At 42.2% G+C, this 20,150-nt stretch carries 17 protein-coding genes; 2 read left to right on the forward strand and 15 right to left on the reverse strand.

Annotated elements, in window-relative coordinates:
* Nucleotides 1-135 precede the first annotated feature (135 nt).
* The 10 genes from ACT3S4_RS09765 to ACT3S4_RS09810 form a co-directional block, all read right to left on the reverse strand.
* On the reverse strand, nt 136-1,230 hold the full coding sequence (locus tag ACT3S4_RS09765) for a glycosyltransferase (protein ID WP_444760964.1): 1,095 nt from the start codon (nt 1,228-1,230) through the stop codon (nt 136-138).
* A 46-nt stretch (nt 1,231-1,276) separates the two neighbouring features.
* Nucleotides 1,277-2,290: a glycosyltransferase family 2 protein gene (locus ACT3S4_RS09770; protein ID WP_444760965.1), complete on the reverse strand. Its 1,014-nt coding sequence runs from the start codon at nt 2,288-2,290 to the stop codon at nt 1,277-1,279.
* Nucleotides 2,287-3,369 carry a polysaccharide pyruvyl transferase family protein gene (locus ACT3S4_RS09775; protein WP_443559555.1) on the reverse strand — a complete coding sequence of 361 codons (1,083 nt, stop codon included), beginning with the start codon at nt 3,367-3,369 and terminating at the stop codon, nt 2,287-2,289. Before ACT3S4_RS09775 ends, ACT3S4_RS09770 begins: the two co-directional genes overlap by 4 nt.
* 13 nt (nt 3,370-3,382) lie before the next feature.
* Entirely contained in the window at nt 3,383-4,573 is a 1,191-nt protein-coding gene (locus ACT3S4_RS09780) for a hypothetical protein (protein WP_444760966.1), read from the reverse strand.
* Nucleotides 4,566-5,582, reverse strand: coding sequence for a glycosyltransferase family 2 protein (locus ACT3S4_RS09785; RefSeq protein WP_444760967.1), 1,017 nt, complete (start codon nt 5,580-5,582; stop codon nt 4,566-4,568). The genes ACT3S4_RS09780 and ACT3S4_RS09785 overlap by 8 nt, the downstream gene beginning before the upstream one ends.
* A 69-nt stretch (nt 5,583-5,651) precedes the next feature.
* On the reverse strand, nt 5,652-6,923 hold the full coding sequence (locus ACT3S4_RS09790; RefSeq protein ID WP_250163856.1) for an oligosaccharide flippase family protein: 1,272 nt from the start codon (nt 6,921-6,923) through the stop codon (nt 5,652-5,654).
* 111 nt (nt 6,924-7,034) lie between these two features.
* Complete coding sequence (locus ACT3S4_RS09795) at nt 7,035-9,038, reverse strand: nucleoside-diphosphate sugar epimerase/dehydratase (RefSeq protein WP_201559941.1); 2,004 nt, start codon at nt 9,036-9,038, stop codon at nt 7,035-7,037.
* A gap of 49 nt (nt 9,039-9,087) precedes the next feature.
* Complete coding sequence (locus ACT3S4_RS09800) at nt 9,088-11,355, reverse strand: polysaccharide biosynthesis tyrosine autokinase (protein WP_201559942.1); 2,268 nt, start codon at nt 11,353-11,355, stop codon at nt 9,088-9,090.
* Between the two features lie 25 nt (nt 11,356-11,380).
* A complete protein-coding gene (locus ACT3S4_RS09805) occupies nt 11,381-11,857 on the reverse strand; it encodes a low molecular weight protein-tyrosine-phosphatase (RefSeq protein ID WP_201559943.1) in 477 nt (158 codons plus the stop codon).
* Nucleotides 11,858-11,866: 9 nt separating this feature from the next.
* Nucleotides 11,867-12,958: a polysaccharide biosynthesis/export family protein gene (locus tag ACT3S4_RS09810; RefSeq protein WP_444760968.1), complete on the reverse strand. Its 1,092-nt coding sequence runs from the start codon at nt 12,956-12,958 to the stop codon at nt 11,867-11,869.
* Between the two features lie 589 nt (nt 12,959-13,547).
* Between ACT3S4_RS09810 and rluB the strand changes: the two genes are divergently transcribed.
* Nucleotides 13,548-14,495 carry a 23S rRNA pseudouridine(2605) synthase RluB gene (gene rluB, locus ACT3S4_RS09815; protein ID WP_045444804.1) on the forward strand — a complete coding sequence of 316 codons (948 nt, stop codon included), beginning with the start codon at nt 13,548-13,550 and terminating at the stop codon, nt 14,493-14,495.
* A 144-nt stretch (nt 14,496-14,639) separates the two neighbouring features.
* Here rluB and ACT3S4_RS09820 read toward each other — a convergent pair whose 3' ends face one another.
* The 3 genes from ACT3S4_RS09820 to ACT3S4_RS09830 form a co-directional block, all read right to left on the reverse strand.
* Nucleotides 14,640-15,197, reverse strand: a complete 558-nt coding sequence (locus ACT3S4_RS09820; RefSeq protein ID WP_201559945.1) for a hypothetical protein — start codon at nt 15,195-15,197, stop codon at nt 14,640-14,642.
* Nucleotides 15,198-15,237: 40 nt separating this feature from the next.
* Nucleotides 15,238-15,921 (reverse strand): hypothetical protein, encoded by a 684-nt coding sequence (locus ACT3S4_RS09825; protein ID WP_201559946.1) that lies wholly within the window; start codon nt 15,919-15,921, stop codon nt 15,238-15,240.
* 256 nt (nt 15,922-16,177) lie between these two features.
* Nucleotides 16,178-16,906, reverse strand: coding sequence for a hypothetical protein (locus ACT3S4_RS09830; protein ID WP_444760969.1), 729 nt, complete (start codon nt 16,904-16,906; stop codon nt 16,178-16,180).
* A gap of 166 nt (nt 16,907-17,072) precedes the next feature.
* On the opposite strand from ACT3S4_RS09830, the gene ACT3S4_RS09835 reads away from it, so the two are divergent.
* A complete protein-coding gene (locus tag ACT3S4_RS09835; protein ID WP_444760970.1) occupies nt 17,073-17,675 on the forward strand; it encodes a LysE/ArgO family amino acid transporter in 603 nt (200 codons plus the stop codon).
* Nucleotides 17,676-17,802: 127 nt separating this feature from the next.
* Here the strand turns inward: ACT3S4_RS09835 and ACT3S4_RS09840 are convergent, their stop codons facing one another.
* Nucleotides 17,803-19,185 (reverse strand): NAD(P)-binding domain-containing protein, encoded by a 1,383-nt coding sequence (locus ACT3S4_RS09840; protein WP_444760971.1) that lies wholly within the window; start codon nt 19,183-19,185, stop codon nt 17,803-17,805.
* A 294-nt stretch (nt 19,186-19,479) separates the two neighbouring features.
* The gene (locus ACT3S4_RS09845; protein ID WP_083475671.1) at nt 19,480-20,121 is read right to left on the reverse strand and encodes a MarC family protein; all 642 of its coding nucleotides are present in this window, start codon (nt 20,119-20,121) and stop codon (nt 19,480-19,482) included.
* Between the last annotated feature and the right edge of the window lie 29 nt (nt 20,122-20,150).

The raw sequence follows: 20,150 nt of genomic DNA on the forward strand, positions 1-20,150 counted from the left end.
GTCTAGTATCTTTTGTACCGTCCAGTACCTATATAACTATAGCCTTATAACTATAGCCTTCCTAGCCACCTCGCTTTTTTTCTCATTCCTTCCAAACTACCTTGGAACAACTATAGATAAGAAGCAAACACTCCGTCACATATTCAAGTACTTTTGCATTAGTATTTGCGCATTGGTAGCAGCACTAAATCCATATAAATTCAGCGCTGCGGTTATGTCTTTTTCATTGGGCTTTGGTTGTTTAGACGCTAATAAGTAATCAACCCAATCCTTGGCTGAGTGAATCGGTAAAAACTGTACTAATCCAAGTCCTAAATCTACTTCAGGCGATACTTGGTCAGAAACCAACGCTTTTAACCCAACTGTTTGGCTCTCGACCAAGACGACAGGGAAACCCTCGTGCAACGAAGGCATGATCATATAGTCGGCGCTGGCCATTAACTCTGTGATATCCGTACGTATCCCCAAAAACTTGACCGTATCTAGGAGTGACTTATCTGCTACTTGTTGCCTGAGCCTCGCCTCCAATGAACCTTGTCCAACAATATATAAGGTAAAGGCAACCTGATATTTTTTTAACTGCTCAGCGACCTCTAAAGAAAACTGATGGTTTTTAACCTCATTTAGACGACCGACTTGGATGATTTTTAGCCCCTCATCGCCAAATTCTTGGTCGATATACTGTCTTGATTGGTTAGCGACTGTCATCATCTGCTGTATGTCAACAGCATTGGGCAATAGCCACACATCTTTTATGCTACCAAATAGGTAATTTGCCGCTTGTTCACCGCAACTCATTTTATCCGTGGCCAATTTACGATTGGTAATGAACGCCCACTGTTCATATATTTTTTTAACAATATTGGTTTTACCATTACTGGTACTATGAGAATGTGAAATGCGATACGGCACGCCAGCACCTTTAGCAGCTAGCAGATGAAAAGCATTGTTTAATAGCATATGAGCATGAACGATTTGATAGTCAGGGTGTTGTTTAAGGAAGTTTTTAAGCTTCCACATACGCGCTAATGAATGATCCGCTAAAATCGGTATAATCCTACCGCCCAGCGCTATTATCTCAGCATCATAGTCACCGACCTCGTCGGTAAAAGTGATAAAATCAAACTGAATCTGGCTATGATCTATATGACGATATAGATTCATGAGCATGGTCTCTGCCCCAGCCCGATCCATTTTTCCCACGATGTGCAGCACTCTCTGAATAGTCATCTCTTTACCTATTAAGAAGCCATAAAACCAAACGTATTTTTCAAAACTATTCTGAATCTGCTTGCTCTTGACCTTTAACCCTTGCTCTTTTGTCTAGCGCTTGACGAAGCACCTGTAACATCAGCAAGGCAACTTGCGTCGGCATACGTACGATATTACTAATCATCATATTTCTTACGGTCAAATCGCTCTTATAACCCTTTAATCGTAACGTTTTATCTGCTTTTTTAGCTTGTGCCAATGCAGCTGCTAAATAATCATTATCTATACGAGTAAAGATGCTCCAATGACTTTGTTTAATTTTATTGGCGAGTGTTTTTTTAACCTCATCCGCTTGATAGTCCTCTACTAAACTGATGACTTCTGCGTGGATAACGAAAAGGTCTAATAGCTTTTTATCTGTTGACCCTGTGATCGACGTGCCGCGCTGTCTGTATAGATAAAAATCAATGGGCAGGTGATACTTAATATTAGTAGCTAAGCCAAGATGCCAATGAAAAGGCCAGTCTTCGTAGTACAGACCCACTGGGAACTGTAATGAGGCCGACCGCACTGCGCTAGATTTAATAAATTTGAGCCATGCAAAATGCGGTAAGCTAAAATATGAGCCGTCTATTTCGGTTGCCTCAAATGCTAAATTGCTAGCGGGATACGGTAGATCTGTCTCTATGATGCCATCTTTGAATGGCGTAAAGCCATACGTCACGACCTCTGCATTCGTGCTAAGCGTACAATCCACACACGCTGCCACCAAGCGAGAGTCTATAATGTCATCAGAATCAACGAACATCATGTATTCGCCTATCGCAGATTTGATACCAGTATTACGTGCCGCAGAAAGACCACTGTTTTTGTGATGCTGAATGACTTTGATGCGTTCATCCATAAGATGTGACGCAAGTGCTTGTTTTGAATCATCAGTGGAGCAATCTTCTACAACGATAATTTCAATATTCTGATAAGTCTGCTGCTTGATGGATGCCAAGCAAGCATCGATATATGACGCAACGTTATACACTGGTACGATGATACTCACTAATGGCGTTTCGATAGTCGTCATATCGCTACCAGCGCTTTTTTTAGGTCATCATACTCAGATATATCAACTGGCGACTCATCCATCGTACCGTGAGGCAGGGACAGAAGGCTATCGATGAATGTTGCAATATCAGCAATCTCTTCTAATTCTAAAAACACCAGCCTTGGATGACCGCCTAACCAGTCCAACTGCGTCTGTCTTATCTTATGATTGGCGTTCGGGAGTACCAAGCACGGCGTACCCGATAGCAAACATAAAATCATGCCATGCAGCCGGTCAGTCACGACCAATTTTGCAGCACGGAATTGACTAAGCTTGTCCGTCAGTAATTTTGTGCAATGTGCCTCATCGAGTTGCGAACCACCAGCATGTGTGTCGGTCTTTTCAATCTGATAGCCAGTATCTGCTAAGGCTTTGTCTATCATGGCGTATTGCTCAGCTGATAATGCGGCTTCTTTGTCATCTCGTAAGCAGCGCAAAATACCTGAAGGCGCTAAGCAATCTGTCGTACCCAGCACTGTGGCATTCGCGCTCATCACAATATCTGGTACGAGACCAATATGCACATTACTGTACTCAGCAAAAAGCTCGAAGAGTTTTTCCGATGTTATCGACTCTCTGGCAAAAACATGTATATCTGGATGCTTGGCGTAAACGTTTACAATACGCTGCAAGGCACGTTTAGACTGAGCAGAATCATTCCAATCTAGTGTCTGAGGAAAACAAACGATTCGATTGGCAGGAAATGACTTGATGACTAATTGGCGCAGCTCCTCAATATCAGGATACGTGCCACCCATATTACCGCCGCCGATGATAGTGACGATATCCGTCTCTTTTATTTGTTGTTTAATTGAATTGAGCACAAATCTGGTTTGACTGATAGCAACACTAACAACATCATAATCCGTCAGCACACGTTGCAAATACTGCTTTTGCGCGTGAGAAATAGCAATATCACCAATATTGCCATAGTCAGCAGCAAGAAAAATAAAGCACCGTTTACCAGTTGGTAACGGTAAACCTCTCGCCCCCATATAAGCGGCCAAGTGTTTTTTTAATCTGAGCGGAATGAGCTTTTTTATAGCAGCAATATTCATTTTTAATGCTCCCTTATTCGTTTCTCATTAACAGCTTCTTCACCCACATACGACGCCTTGAGCCAACAGGAAACAATCTATTCAAGTTAGGAGGCGGTTTACGTTTGAGTGCTTTTTCAATGTATGGCAGCCATTCAAGACCTCTACCCGTTTTAATCATCTCATGACGAATTAACTTCCAATCTATGCTGACAGCCCTGCCCTTTAGAGCCATTGATTTAAAAAGTGATGAGTCCATGGGCTCGCTAAAACATTGAGGGTTATCTATACCTGCAACCAAAAAGTTGAGACGCGTCCTAACACATTTCTCACAGCGACCGCAGTTACTATCATGCTTATCTCCAGCCCAACAGACACGTAAATTCTCTATACCCAATAGCCATGCTGAAAGAGTTTGAAGCTTCTCTGAACGACTAAAGCCTGCACCATCATGAATGAGTCTAAAGTCGCCAGAACTTAGCAGCGGGTCAGTGATTGGGTGTGAGCCCCAAGGACTAATCAATACATCATAAGAATCACCACTACCAATGAGCCCAATTCCTGCATATCGTTTTAAGCCACATAAGACCGAAGCGATAGCAGCAGCATGATAGTCTTCCCAGTTGATGTCCCAAAGTCCTCGAATATTTGTTTTCACAATGACCAAATCGATATTGATATCTGCAAGTACTTTTGTCGCTGTTTTTGCTGCACTGGCAAAGCCTTTTGTATCCTCTAAAGGTATATCAAAGCCATGCACAAAAACCCCTGCTTTAATATTTCGTGTGGCGTATCCTGCTCTGCCTGTCGCATGACGATAAGCGGTAAACTGAGCATCAACGCCACCAGAAAATGCAGCAATCGCACCATCTACTTGTACGTCGCTCTCTCTAATACGATCAACTTGTATATCAATCAAAAAATAACGCTCTGGCAACCACTTATTCCAAACATACTGTAGCTCTGTCAGGTTGGCTAATAGCTCATGCGACACGCTACCATGCACATGAATGGCTGCTCGCATCTGCATCGCGGGCAATAATGTGGCCAGTAAATAAGCATCACAATCATCGTCTTCTGGCATTGGCAAGTTCGCTGGATATACAAACCACAATGCCTTCTCAGTCATTTGCCCACTAGCTGTTGTCTGTTGCAGCAAACAACAGCGCTTTTGACCCTTCTCGTCACTGCGTAAAGGCTGAGGCAACAAATCAATATTAAGCATATTTTTTCACCTTTGCTTTCGACCAAGACAGTTGAAGAAAAACCAGCGTCATAACATACCAGCGCCGTGAAAAACATAAAATCAATACACGAATGCCGCGTGCTGGATGTCGTTGATAATAATGCGGCAAACAGTTCTGATAAACGAAAGACTGTCGTATTTTTATTAACTCTGCACGACGCTTTTTCATATCGATATGTGCCAAATTATTAAGTAAATATGGCAGCATATGCTCAACATAACTACGAGCAAAGTCCGATAATAGCACTTGCTTTTCAGTAGCACTGATCGACCAATCATGTATCCTGACTCTGGCTGTATAGTCCGCTTCAATGGACTCCAAAAGCCCTGATTTATATTGTGAGCTTGTTATCGAGGTCGCATTTTCATAGTAGTTGTATGGACAGTCTGGCAGCACCGATAAACGATTCGCTTTGCTTAGACATGCGATATTAAAAATACCATCCTCACCAAATTTGACGTCGCTATCGAAACGCAGCTCTGCAATTAAATTTTTTCTATACACCTTGGTACAGGCATACCAATATATATGTCTATTCTCTGTCACTCTCAGTTGTAGCGTTTCGATATCTTGCCGTGAGTATTCTGCCGCACTATTAGGACGCTTAATAACAGAACCATCCAGCATCATGCGTTTATGACCAAATGCCAACATCTCGACATCTCGATCTACAGCTTGTTCAAAAACAAAATCAAAATACCAATCATCAATGGTGTCATCCGCATCTATAAAAACGATGTAATTGCCGGTTGCGATATCGAGCCCAGTATTACGAGCCTCTGCCACGCCACCATTTTTTTGATATTTCACCGTAATCCATGACCTAGTACTTGCCCAGCTATGCAATAGGCTAGCAGTATGATCTTTAGAACCATCGTCAATGACTATCAGTTCAATGTCGTGATTCTTTTTCGCAACGTCAATACTATTAATACAACGATCAATAGTAGCAGCGGCATTAAATGCAGCGATAATGACTGAAATCATAGTGAGCCTCTCAAGTTGAGACTTCTCATACATATCCTTTATGACATTCAAAGCAGTCAAAAAACATACCTACTGCTCCACTTCATCGATATGAACAAGACGCCGAAAAGCAACATAAATGATAGATAAACTGAGCAAAACCCCAACAAATGAGAAAAGGGCAATGGCTATCATATCTGACTCAAAAACGTCAAAACCTACATACAGCGCTGCAGCACGAAATACCACTGCAAACACTTCTCTAATCAAAAGAAATCGCTGTAAACGCAATGCTGGCAATGCCGCAGTACTCGCACCAGACACTAAACTGGTCAAAAGCCAAATAGACAGCCACTGCGAATAACTACCTGCCAATGCCCACTCTACACCGAACACTAAAGAAAAAAGATAATCACCAAAAACGAACACCGTACCGAATGGCACAATACCAACCACCAATAAAATCAACGTCACTTTTAATAAAAATTGATAAGCCTCAGGTGAATTTGCTGTGATGGCACGCGTAATTTTAGGATAGAAAACCTCTCCAACCGCCTGACCTAACAGCATCGCGGGTGCACCAAGCACAAGGACAGCCAACGAATACTGCCCTGCAGAAGAGGCACTAAATAGTGATGCTAACAAGATAGTTGGCAACCCCACTGAAGCCGCATTCAGGATACTTTGTGGCATACGATATATCGCAAAATCACGCTGCGATATGGCGGCATGTCGAACACCCTTAGTACCAAACCAATGACGCACATTTAATACACCTACTCTAGGTACACGAAGCATCTGCATGATAAAGTTTGTGAGCTGCCCTGCTATCGTCAATAAAATAAGCAACATCCCTGAAGGTGCTAGCATACCGCCTATCAGCTTACTACTATCTGTCACAAGCTTGCTTTCCACATAAGCCCGAGCTTTCGCTTTAAATAAGCCCACTCTAATAGCAGACTGATCAGCGACAGAAAGAAAAGCACCGACTAATAGCGTTAATGGTATGAGATATAGCATGTTTGGCGTGCTTTCCATACCCATCCAACTTGCCAAATAAAACTTGCCGACATAGACAACAATGAATGAGAGGACAGCTATAACCACACTGAGCAATATGGACAATCGGGCAATGGCCGCAGCATCCTCATCACTGTCAGGCATCACGATTGCATTGGCATAGCCCATAGTGGCAATCGGCGTAATAATGCTGACGATAGCAGTAAAGGCAGCAGCGATACCGAAATCCTCAGGTCTATATAGTCTGGTAAGAAATGGCATAAAAATCATGGCGATGGCCTGTCCAGCAGCAATCCCGCCACCGACCATGACCACATCTCGCACAAAGTGACTGGTTTTCAACCTGTTTATTGTGCTCTGTATCGATGAAAATACTCCAGAGCTCATGACATATTGTCCAATTTAGTGACTCACAGAACTTGTAAGGAATTTATGACAGCGCGCCTCTCTCTATTAACCCATTTCATCTGTCAGTGTGGTATCTACTTTCTCTACCTCGCCATCTTTATCAGACCCTTCTCGGTAACCTTCGACAAAAAACTTAAACTGTGTTTTTAGCCAGACCACATCCTGCTGCTTTGCTTTTTCTGCAAATTCAAATAAAATATTTTCGATATCTTGCAAAGGAAAGCTGTGCTCCATTGCTTGCATAATCAATGGATGAAAAGTAGGTTCGATATTGTCTTCACCAATGATTAACTCCTCGTAGAGCTTTTCACCCGGTCTCAAGCCAGTAAATACGATTTCGATATCGCCATTGGGATTGCTCTCATCTTTTAGCTCACAACCTGTCAAACGAATCATACGTTTTGCCAGATCAACAATTTTGACGGGCGCGCCCATATCAAGCACAAACACTTCACCACCGAATGCCATCGCACCTGCCTGAATAACCAAACTGGCCGCTTCTGGAATCGTCATAAAATAGCGTGTGATGTCTGGATGAGTGATGGTGATCGGACCTCCTTGCTCAATCTGTTTGGTAAATAACGGCACCACAGAGCCTGATGACCCTAAAACATTGCCAAAACGCACCATGCTAAAACAAGTCTGACTGTTACTTTGGCTCAATCCTTGGCAGACCAACTCAGCCAAGCGTTTGGACGCTCCCATGACATTGGTAGGTCGCACGGCTTTGTCAGTAGAAATCAGCACAAAAGTCTCAACGCGAGCCTGTATCGCAGCACGGGCACAATGGTAGGTGCCTTTGGTATTATTGATGGTGCCCTCAAAGGGATTGGACTCAACAATAGGCACATGCTTATAGGCTGCAGCGTGATAAATCGTTTTTATATGGTTTTTTTCGAATATATTGATTAATTTTTTTTCGTTACTGACACTGCCGATAATGCTAATAATCTCAATATTTTGATAATCAGCATTCGCTGTTTTTAGATTACCAAGTTCTTGATCTATAGTGTATAAAGCATACTCAGACTGTTCATATAGCACCAAGCATTTAGGCTTATTTTTAATGATTTGCCGACACAGCTCACTACCGATTGAACCACCTGCCCCGGTAACGAGAACATTTTTGCCCGTGATATTTTTTTGTAGCAACTCCGCAACAGGTTCGACCGTTTCTCGTTCGAGCACATCTAGTATGTCAACGGGTCGTATATGACTGACGGTTACTATCTCATCAGCAAGCTCACGTAAGCTTGGCAAGTCTTTTATCTTAACGGAGATACCTGACAGACTGTCCATAATCTGTTTTTTACGAGCACGGCTCATAGAGGGCATGGCTAAAATCACCTGCGCCACATTGAGTTTTTCTATCAACCACGGAAGCGCGTGAGCCGCATATATTTGTTTGCCATGTAAATAAGCCCCAGTAAGCTGCGGATCATCATCGATATATGCCACCACATTGTACTGATAAGAATGCCTCAAACTTTCTAGCAACTCTCGACCAGCTTCTCCTGCACCATAGATAATCACGTTGTCACAACAGGCATCTGGACGACGGCTTTGACCTGCACCCTGTAGACGTTTCAGTAACGCGCGGATCATGAGCCTACTATTCCACAGCCAAATAAAAAATAGAAATAAAAATATAACGGGGGCTGAGCGCGGTATTGTCGCTGATGGGCTCAAATAAATGATGACTTGATAAACAATAATAAGTAAAAAAAACAGTTGCAGCACACGACCCATCACTGCATCAAAAAACCCTCGAGAGGCGCTGCGATAAAAACCAATAAGATATAAGCTAGCAACCGGCACGAATGCATAAAAAGCCAATGCTGCAAGACTGATATGAGAGGCCATATACCCTTGTCGTAGCATCAATGCCAATAATAGGCAAAAGATCGACATGGCAAAATCTATACTAAATAAGAGGGTACTTTTAGTCAGGCGTGGTAATGACAATAAATACAGAGCCATACGCTTCGACCATTGATTAAAACCACTGGACGATTGATAAGCATTGTTTGACTCTGTTTTTATAAACATAATATCCACCCAATTAAGTTGGTTTGCTTATGAGCGACAACCACGCAAACTAGCGGTTATCTCCATAGGCATAATGATAATGGTAGCTATATTTATCCATAAGACCCTGCTGTACATCATTGAGAATAATGCCATCTACTTGTACATTGGCTTTATTCATTTGCTTGATCGCATAAACCAGCTGCCCTTCTATTGAATGATTAAACTTCGTAACGATGAGTACTTTGTCTGCATGTTGCGCAAGTACCATAGCATCTGACGCCGCCAATATCGGGGGTGAGTCGATGACAATATAATCGTATTGAGTTTTTAATTCTGCCATCAAATGATTGAATTTTTCGCCCATCAATAAGGAGGTGGGATTATGCGGTTGCCGTCCGCGCGGTATGAAATCAATCAACTCCATACCAGTGGGGTGAATAAAGCTTTCGACCCCTAAGCTAGGAACCTCACTGTCTGATCGAGTACCATCAATCGGAGAAAAATGCTTTTTATCCTGCAACAAATAATCGGCAAGACCATCATGTTGGCTCATATTAAACATTTTATGCAGCTCACCTAAGCGCATGTCACCATCTATGACCAAGACTTTTTTGTTGAGCTGGGCAAATACCTCTGATAAATTGGCAGCGATAAACGACTTGCCCACACCAGGGCTCTCCCCAGTAATCAATATGACTTGCGCGGGCTGCCCGACCGCTGTCCCCATTGGCATACCAAACATCAAATTGGTTCTTAAGCTTTTGATCGCCTCATAACTCAAACTACTGTGATCAACATGAGCGAGCATGCGAGGGGTGGTATTCTTCTTTTTACTCAACCTCGACAGTAAGGGTGAGCGTGGAATCGTTGCGATGACAGGGATGCCCGTTGTGACCTCTAAATGCTCTGGATCTTTTACGACATTTCTAACAAGGTTCTTCAAGAGCACCATCATCACCCCAAACATCATGCCTATCAATGTGGTCAGCATCAGGATTTGTAGTTTATTTGGTGCAATGGCATTAAAGGTGCTGGTCGGTGAATCGATAATACGGGCATAGCCGATTTGACCAGCCTTGACGATTTTAAGTTGCTCATAGTTTTTGAGCAGCGTCAGATAGATTTCTCGATTGATGGCGGTATCTTCTGACAGCTTTAAAAACTCTCGCTGTATTTCAGGGAGACCTGCAATGGTATTGTCTATCTCTCTTATTCTATTATTCAGCACTTTGAGCTGTTCATTAATTTGAATGACCAGTGGATGTTCTTCGGTGTAATAAGTAGTTAGGTCTGCTTTTTTGAGTCTAAGCTCATTGAGCTGCTCCTCAATGCGCGACTTCTCATTCAATAACAATTCAGCTTCTTTACCCACATCAATCGTGCCATATTTTTTACGAAAGTCATTAAACAGTGCTTCAGAAGTCTCTAATTTTTCTTTTAATAGAGGTATCTGCGTTTCCATAAAGGCAAGTGTTTTGGTCGTTTCTTCAGAGCCACGAGATTGGTTTTGATCGACGTAGGATTGGACAATCTGATTGAGTATAGTCGTGATTTGCTCTTGGTTGGGACCCGTCATCGACAGCTGAATAATCCCCGTTTTTTGACCTTTTTCTTCAACGGATAAGGCGCCGTTGATAGCGTCAGTCGCAGCCTTTATCGTCTGCTTACTAATATTAATTGGGTAACCATCAGCAGGTAACTCTGTGACAGTAATATTAATCTGACCGTCCAACCCTTTGAACTGATGCGCCTGACCAAGCTGACCTTTAAATTCATCAAACCCATTGCTCAAAACAAACCCTGTAGCAGATTTTGTTAGTGTAAAAGGTTGGTTCAAGTACGCTGGTGATACATCAAATTGGCGGACTTTTACTATGCCATTTTCGGTATCAAGTGACACATCATCCGGTGTGTTTAATTGCGTGTAAGTACGATTGCTTTTTATTCTATCAAGATGACCAATATTGGGATCTGTTAGCTTAATGCGTAGGTGCAATAGCTCAACCACCGGCTCCAATATCATACGTGATCGTATCAGCTCTGCTTCTGTCTCCGCTTTGCTAACTTCTGCACCAACCAACTCTGAGATACTCTCACCAAGCGCCTCTATTCCTTGAGTATTTTCTTCAATCTGTATCAGCGCATCTGATTTATAGATGGGATTCACATAGCGGGTATACAAAAGCCCTAGTAAAAGCCCCAATATCGCCATGAGAGCAATAATTTTCCAACCACGTAACAATACTAAAGCCAGCGCCATTAAATCGATGTCGTCATTGTTTTTTTCGCCCGTAGACGTTGATAGGTCTTTTGAATCCATATTATTCATAACCATATACTCATCGCTCAATGTTGATCGTTTAATAGCATTCGCTGAACTTCAACGCTCTAATCGATGGCGCGTCGCTAATCTTGTCAGTCCATTGTTCAAGACTATCGATAATATCTTGTCTACTCTTCTCAAATGCTGAGTCATCCTGCTGATAAGGGTCAGCAATATCTTTATCAAGCCAATGCCCAATTCGAAAGATTTTTCCGCGACAGTGCGGCCACTGACTTTCAATCCATTTTGTTTGGCTGGTTGTCATCGTCAAAATTAAATCTGACTGACTGACTAATGCTTCATCAATTTGCTTGGCGATATGAGCACTGATGTCTATATTATGAGTAGCCATCAATGCAACCGCTTTGGCATCAGCTGCGTGACCTACGAGCGCTGACAGACCAGCAGAGTCGATGTGCTTTTCTGGATAATATGCCGTTAATATGGCAGCGGCCATCGGGCTGCGGCATATATTGCCAACACAAACAACCAAGATCTGATCAAACGCTCGCATGACTGACTCCTATATCCCTGAAATCACATTGATTGCTGATGTTGAAGGCAGTATGGCGCTGATAATACGGTTCCAGCGCGCCAAGCCAGTTGGATCAACATAAAGGATGTCATTGGCTTGCATGTCAAAACGACTGGCCAAAGCAAAACTTGTGATGCTCTGCATGTCGACATAATAAATATTGGTGTATTGATACTTTGGATTATCCCGAACGATATATACTTTGGCCGCATTGGCCGTATTAGAATTCAATCCATTTGACTCACCTAATACATGCGCTAGGCTCAGCCCTTGCTCAGGAATAGCAACGGGCTCAATTTTGCCAAATTCTCCCAATACATAGACCTTATTGCGGCTTTGGCTATTGACATGAATAGCATCGCCGTCTTGTAAGTATATTTGATTGGCAGACAGCCCCATTTGATTTAATGATTGGATACCGAGCTTGTAACTTTTGCCTTGACGGTTTAATACGATATGGTTTGAATCACCCGTATCAGTCGTACCACCCGCCATAGAAATAGCGCCATATACTGAGATGGGCACATCTGCGATAACAAACTCACCAGACTGCTTGACCTCACCATCTACGAAAAACTTACTACCACGGTAGTTGATGATTTTGACCTGAGGATCTGAGTATTTGAGATAGCGTTGAAGCTTGCTTTGCAAAGTGGCAGTGAACTGCGGCACACTGAGACCACTGGCTTTGACTCTCCCTATTAAGGGGAATTGTATAAACCCTTGCTGGTCAACGGTCAGACTAGACGTTGAGGCGTTAATATCTGGATAATTGGTCAGGATAATATTGAGAACATCCCCTTTAGCAATGCCATAGCTGACACGCCCAGATGTTTTTACTAAATGATATAAATCTCGATCAAGATTGACGGCTTCTTTAGGTGGTAGATTAGCCAAACTCAAAGGTTGAATATAGAATTGTAGACCGTTTTCTGCAGTGAATGTCCCTGACTCAGGTAATTTTCCAGACTGAAGTCCTGAATTTATGGTGCAACTGCTGAGTAATACTGTCAGCAATAAGCAAGACGCACTCGCTATTAAGGAGCGCTTTTGTACAGAAATGAAATATTTATAAACCATAACAGTTACTCATATTTATATTCGTGAATCAAAAATAAGTGCCTTGCTGCTATCAATATATTCATAAAAAAGGATGTATTTATTGAATATACACCTAAACTATACATAACGCAATATTTATAAACATTGATGTAAGAACAGTTTTTTTAGTTAATTTATTTTACGCAAGCCCTTCTCGTAAATAATGTATAGCGCATATCAATAAAAACAAAAAGACAGAAAAATCTAAATAGGAGGACATATTAAAAGGTGTTAGCAGTATTTTTTACGGTTCATGCTGCCGAAAATAGAAATTTGGTATTGGTTATGCTGCTTAACTGATCTTAATAATACTTAGAGAACTTACTGTTTTATTAAAAAATAAATATAAGCATTTGTGTGCAAATAGCTTAGTTTCACAACACCCTAATCAACTTTTATTTTAGAAATCTCTTTTAATTTAGCAAACTTTCTTTTATTAATGTAAAACGATAAATTGATACCGTTTGTAGATACTGGTTTGCGTGCTAAAGTCATCAAAATAGCGTAGAATAGTCAATCCAATTTTTTACATTGAGAAATGTAAACCCACCGACTCAAGGACATGATTATGAAAGATGAAAAATTACAGAAAGCCCTCGCCCGTATGGGTCTTGGCTCACGCCGTCAAATGGAAGAAGTCATAAAATCAGGGCGTGTTACTGTTAATAACGGACCTGCGACCATTGGTGATCGCGTCGAGCAAGGCGATGAGATTCGCGTTGACGGTCGTCAGATCAAATACACCTCTGAAAACGAAAAGCGTCGCCGTGTTATCGCTTACTACAAACCTGAAGGCGAAGTCTGCTCTGCTAAAGATCCAGAAGGTCGTCCAACCGTTTTTGAGCGTTTACCAAAACTGACTCATGATCGCTGGGTGATGGTTGGTCGCTTGGACATCAATTCAACCGGGCTATTATTGTTTACCAATGATGGTGAGATGGCGCATCGCTTGATGCATCCGTCTGGTGAAGTCACTCGCGAGTACGCAGTACGTGTATTGGGTGAAGTCACGCCTGAAATTGCACGTGCATTAACGGCTGGCGTTATGCTAGAAGATGGCCTTGCAAAGTTTGAAGATATCAAAGAAGGCGGTGGTGAAGGCGTCAACAAGTGGTATCACGTCCAACTAAAAGAAGGTCGTAACCGTGAAGTACGTCGCTTGTTTGAATCACAAGGCCTGAAAGTAAGCCGTCTACTGCGCACGCGTTACGGTACGATTGCTCTACCAAAAGAGCTACGTACTGGTCGTTTCTTAGAACTCGACAGAAAAGACATCAATACGTTGACCGATCTAGTGAGCTTGCGTCCTCGTTATGGTACGGGTCTGCATGGCGCAGCGAAAGAGAAGCAAGAGCGTATCAGAAGCAAGCCGCTTAAAGCGCGTCGCGCTACTGACAGTCGTAGCGATAGCCGCAGTGGTAGCGACAATCGTAACAGCAGCGCGAAGCCTAAAAGTAGTGCTAGCCCTGCCAGCCGTGGTACGCGCAATACTCGTGACCGCAACGACAAGCGTTAATCGCCTAAATGTAAAATGTAGTGTGACTTTGAATCTTCAATAGTTTTAAAGTAGACCACAAAAAAGCTGCCAATGATGAATAATCATTGGCAGCTTTTTTATATAAGTTTTACAAAAAGTCGTTGTCAACCTGACGACTTATATTTAGCTATCGTGGCTATTAATATAATTCCTCATTACTCGTAGTTCTTGTAACTGCTGACTTCCCATTTGTTCTAATAATCTATCTAGACGCTGCTCAATATTATTAAATACCTGCTGTAATAACTGATTGGCTTCTGCCTTTTTTTCATTATCTGCATTGTCAGCGCTTATATTAATATTCGCTAGATGATGATGACTGGCAAGCATTTCAGGCAGCCTAGTGTGCAACATCTTATTCAATACAAACTGTTGCTCGGTTACGGCAGGCGTTTTATGCTGAGCTTGTAGTGATTTTTGATACACTTGATAGCGGGTTACTTTTTCATCGATACGTTTTAATTGGCGCAGCTGTGGCTCTGACAAATCTTTCAGGTATTTTTTATTTAAATTTAGTTGCTGCCAACTGAGTTTGGACAATGACAACGGTGCATCATAATCCTGATAAGTGAGTACACCTGGCGAAATACCGACCGCTTTGTGCAGCGCATGCCAGCCTTTTTTACCCAAATAAAAGGTGGTAACGGTCGTTACAATGCCAATGCCTATTAAGATGCTCATATACCCTTACTCTTCATCGTTTAATCAAACCACTTTGCCTTTACAGTTTAATATTCTCAGCACTCACATTCTCACCAGTTGCGCCAGTTGGATCTTCAATCGCTTTAATTTCTATATTAGCACTACTGACACTACTAACATTGCTATCGAGCTTTTGCATATCTGTCGTAGTAGCAGGATTATTAAAGCGTTTTTGTAGATAGCGGTTGGTCGCGAGCAGCTTTTGACCATCTTGATGATAAGAGGCATTCAATAAATCATCAAACTGAGTATTAATGGTACGCAATACATCTAATAGCGCTTCTTTTCCAGTCACATTAGAGTGCTTAATTTTGGTCGTGTCAGCGCGCGCGCCCTCCCCCACATCTAAGTCGTGCAAGCGGCGATAGTCAGTCACAGCAAGTGGCACATGTCTGTCCATTAGGTTTTGAATCATAATGTAGGTTTCATTGACCGTGTCTTTATCGTCTATCTTGCCATCATTATTGGTATCGCCATAAATGACTCGCAGCTTCTCCCCTTTTTCATTGATTTGGTCGAGTGCTGTTTTGACTTCAACAGGCAAGCTTTTTTCTGGGATGTAACCCAATTGCGGCATCGCTTTGTACTCAAGCATCTTAGGCGCAGTCATTTTTTTGATACCACGATACCCAAGATATAACCCAGCGACTGGTAACACTCCATATAAAATGAACATGACAAACATCGCAGTAACTTGAGTCATTAGAGTATCCTAATTGTTGAATAAAATGGCTTGGCTAAATAGCTTGGTAAACTTCTTCTTATTTTAAATAGCTTATTATTCTAAATAAGATAGATGGTTATTATTAAACAAAAAAATAAGGCTCTATTAAAGCCCTATATTGTTATGCATTACGTCGCTTGTGTGAAAACCATGTTAGGGCGTGTCCCCAATTTAATCACAGCTCTGAATTATGTTAATTTTATAATGCCAATTAACAGCCATTATCTATTAGTAATTAACTTTTTGTACGGCTTTTGACATAACGATGCGTTGAAGCAAGACGGTTCATCACTGTTTGATGCAGCTCATCTAGCAATTCATCAAGTTCATAATCAACCTCTAAAAACAAATCTGTCAGCATGTCACCTGCCGTCATCCTTCCTTGCACCATATTGTTTTTGGTGCGATGCGGACTAAAGCGCTGTAATTGCTCATAATGATATAGCGCTTCTGGGATACTCTCTGACACCAGCTTATCGATGACAAACTGGCGTTCATTATGCTGCTGCTGTTGCTCATTGAGCTCGCTGCTCCACTCACGATAGCGTTTTAACTTACCATTAATACGGTCTAGTATCGCAACTGCCTCGATAGGCATGGCGTTTAGGGTGGCTTCATCGAACACATCAACAAGCTCAGTCATAATCGGGCAGCGTCCATGTTTGAGATACCACAAGGTATCGGGGTCAAAGGGCGGTCTATTGGTCGGGCGCATCTGAGCGCGATTGGACAGATAGCGATCAGTCAATGGTGTCGGCGTTCTGATATCACTCACTTGCGCTAGAGCATCACAAATACGATCTGCACGCTCAGGAGGCGTCAGCACAGAATGCTGATTGACAGTTTGTTCGTTCTCATCATTGTTATCAGTCACCGTCATATCTTGACTAATAACCATTTCCTGAGCATTTTTGGCTGCTAGCGTTGGCAGGTCATCTTGCGCTTGCCCAAATGACTTTAGCATTCTTGTCAGACTTACCACCATGACCTACCTTGCCCCTCGCCTCATACACGCTTATCGCGCTCGTATTGCATAGATTTACCCAATAGCGTATCTTAACAGCTTTTTACCGCGCTGCCAGTAAGCAAAATGTCAACATTTCTCATCCGCTCATGCTAAGCACTCTATTATGAATACGACCGATTACACCGCTGGATTTTTACTTGGGCTATCGCTTATCATCGCGATTGGCTCACAAAACGCCTTTGTACTTAAGCAAGGCCTAAAACGCGAACACATATTTTTTGTCTGCTTATTTTGCGCGGTCAGTGATGCTCTTTTAATCTCTGCTGGCGTTGGCGGTTTTGGCGCAGTCACGGCGCAATATCCGCAAGTGGTCAAAATCGCAAAAATTGCTGGCGTCTTATTCTTGCTAGGCTATGGATTGCAAAGCTTATATGCCAGTATGCGCGTCACACATGCACTCACCATCGAGGGACAAGTCGTCACCAGCTTAAAAAAAGCTCTGTTATTATGCTTTGGCTTTACATGGCTGAACCCACATGTCTACCTAGATACATTGGTGCTCGTCGGTATGGTTTCAACTGGTGCTAGCAGTAAACTGGCATTTGCAGTCGGTGCCGTCAGTGCCTCATTCTTTTTCTTTTTTGCATTGGGTTATGGTGCGCGATTACTCAAACCATTATTTGCCAAACCAAAAGCGTGGAATATACTCGATGCTTTGGTAGGGATACTCATGTTGTATTTGGCGTGGCATCTGTACCAAAGTTAAAAACAACGATAAAGGCAAAAATAGGTGATAGGCTAAACCATTAACACAGCTTCTACATATAAGTATAAAAAAGCCAAACACCTTATATAAATGCGTTTGGCTTTTTGGAATCTGACACTTTTACTATTTACGATACTTTTTTACGCTTTTTAGGCTTAACGAAGGTTAAGTTCAAAAAATGCTCAAGCGAGTCATCAAGGACGTCCAACCAAGGCTCTGGCAACTCAGGCGATAGCGTGCCTGTTAACGTAGAGCGATACGCCTTTTCTCTAAAGGTCATGATATTATCGGCTTTATCTTTTTGCCATTCTTTTAAGATTTCACCCTGTTTTTCAACTGCAAATTCTGGATAATCGGTCGCATTGGTTAAATCACGAATATAAGCGGCTTGAAAGTCGATTGAATCGCTGACCGTCACGCACTTCGCATAAGTTGCCAACCACTTTTTCTCATCTGCTTCACGGTGTACCAATTCAGGCAATTCGATATCGCCCATCATCACATCGCGTGCATACCATGCTTGAGCGTCAAACATATTAAAGGTGAAGTACTGATCCTGCATACCTAAATAAATGAGCTTTGGGTTTGGCTGCCAAAAAATCCCTTTGTGCAAGTTGGCTGGATATAAGCAGTTATGTGTTTGCAGACGTAGCTCATCGGGCATAAAGGGGAAATGAAACAGATAACCGGTACACATAATAATGGCATCAAATTTTTGGCTGCTACCATCGGCAAAGTGCGCCACATCTTCTTCAAAATGGGTGACCAAAGGCACTTCTTTGATACCCTCTGGCCAGTCATAGCCGAGTGCTTGCGTGCGATAGCTGATAGTGACTGATTTGGTGCCATACTTATAGCACTGCGTGCCAATGTCTTCGGCTGAATAACTACTGCCGATGAGCAAAATATCTTCGTCTTTGAATTCTAAGGCGTCACGAAAATCATGCGCGTGCAGAATGCGACCGGGGAAAGTTTCTAACCCTTCAAAGTAAGGCATGTTGGGCGTGGAGAAATGACCCGTCGCTACTACGACATAATCAAACTCTTCCACTTCTTGCTCATTGGTTTTATGATTCATCACCGTCACGGTGAATTTTTGCGTCTCATCGTCGAACGCTACCCAACGTACAGGACATTCAAAGCGGATGTATTTTTGGATATCTTGTTTATCGATACGCCCCATAATATAGTCTTTTAGGACTTCACGCGGTGGGTATGAGGGGATCGCTTCACCAAAATGTTCATCAAACGAATAATCAGCAAATTCTAAGCACTCTTTGGGACCATTCGACCACAAATAACGGTACATACTACCGTGAACAGGCTCACCATTTCTGTCTAACCCTGTGCGCCAGCTATAGTTCCACATGCCACCAATAGCGTTTTGCTTTTCATAACAAACTATCTCAGGTAAGTTTTTTGCGCCAGCCAATCGAGCCGCTTCGAAAGCGCGTAATTGTGCTAAACCACTTGGACCTGCACCTAAAATAGCAATTCTTTTATTACTCAAGACTAACTCCTATGATAATAGTTGTCTGTCCACTGTAACATATTTTTATGAATGGTGTTTTTTTGAATACTTTTGGTGATTAATTGGCCATAGCTTAAGATATGACGATTCTCAAGAAATGGCTTCTAACCGAATTTTTGATTTTTAAATTTGATATGGGTTAGCACGTACTTTTCATTAGGGCGTATTAAACATGCATAAATCGGCACTGTCAGTGCTAGGGTTGAATATTCAACACGCCCATTGAGGAATAAATCAAAAAAATTGACGGACAAACATAAGGTAGCAGCGTCATTACACTAAATCAGGAAATAAAGTGCGTAAGCCATTAACGATAATTTCGATAGAAACTGCCGCCAATAACATCCCCATAATTCGGCTCATGATGTTCAATCCAGTATCACCCAGCAAGCGACTGATACGACCTGCCGCCATCAGTGCTAGATAACAAAACAGACTGATAAATAAACCAGCAATCAATATGGCAGATACTTGCAAAATACCAGAGACTTGTGAAGAATAAATAATCACCGTCGAGATACCACCTGGTCCAATCATCATTGGAATGGCGATCGGCACAACCGCTGCTGCCATGGTGGGCGGCGCGTCTTGCACATGGTCAACATCGAAGTTTTCTTGATCGGGCTTCACGGGATTACCGTCGCCATTCATCATATTAAGAGCAATCAAAAACACCAAGATACCACCTGCCAGCTGAAACGAGCCGATAGAAATACCAAGTGCTTTTAGTAGTGTCTCGCCTGCTACCGTAAAGAAACTAATAGTGATAAAAATCGTCAAACAAGCAACACGCGCCACTTTACGTCGATTATTCATCGAATAACCACGGGTCAAATCCAAAAATAACGTCAAAGCGCTAAAGGGATTAATCAGTACCATAAAGGCTAAGATTATCTTGATGATTTCAGTATTCACTGAGCGCTCGCTTGTCTATTAGTCAAATC

This window comes from Psychrobacter sp. AOP30-A2-5 (assembly GCF_052378115.1).
Classification (GTDB): Bacteria; Pseudomonadota; Gammaproteobacteria; order Pseudomonadales; family Moraxellaceae; genus Psychrobacter.